This window comes from Bartonella rattimassiliensis 15908, from assembly GCF_000278215.1.
Taxonomy (GTDB): domain Bacteria; phylum Pseudomonadota; class Alphaproteobacteria; order Rhizobiales; family Rhizobiaceae; genus Bartonella; species Bartonella rattimassiliensis.
Map to the genome: position 1 here is coordinate 232,442 of NZ_JH725068.1, position 479 is coordinate 232,920.

Here is a 479-nt window from a genome sequence, read left to right on the forward strand (position 1 = left end):
AGGGTCTAAAAGGAACTGACAAAACTGATACAACTGACACGGTCTATTAAAAGGGATTTTGCTAATCTTTATAATGATAAATCTTTCTTTAGATATTTTCATAAGTGTTTTCATAACAGTCTATAAATTACAATTATCATATGTATCATCTTTCTTTGAAAATGAAAAATAACACCATGGCTATAAAGCATATAACAGTTATAAAGAATGCGTAAAAACAGTAGCTTTGAATAAAGCAAAAATGCAAATGAAAGCATTGGTTATAAAGACGGTCCCTATAAAAAGCTGTTAAGTTGCAAATGTGTTATAAACAAAATTTACAAAAAATTTTAAATTCATTTAGTAAAAAATTGATAGGTTATAAAGATAAAAAAACGCATTATCAGAGCGTTTCTAAATATTATAAATGTATAGATTCAAAAAACAACGCAATCGTTTCTAAAGCTAATAATATAGCTTTAAAAGCACATAAATATAAA

At 25.3% G+C, this 479-nt stretch carries 1 protein-coding gene; it reads left to right on the forward strand.

Translation table 11 applies throughout. The features are described 5' to 3' along the window. Positions 1-299: 299 nt before the first annotated feature. Positions 300-479: hypothetical protein (locus tag MCY_RS09760; protein WP_007347744.1), on the forward strand; the 180-nt coding region annotated here is incomplete at its 3' end.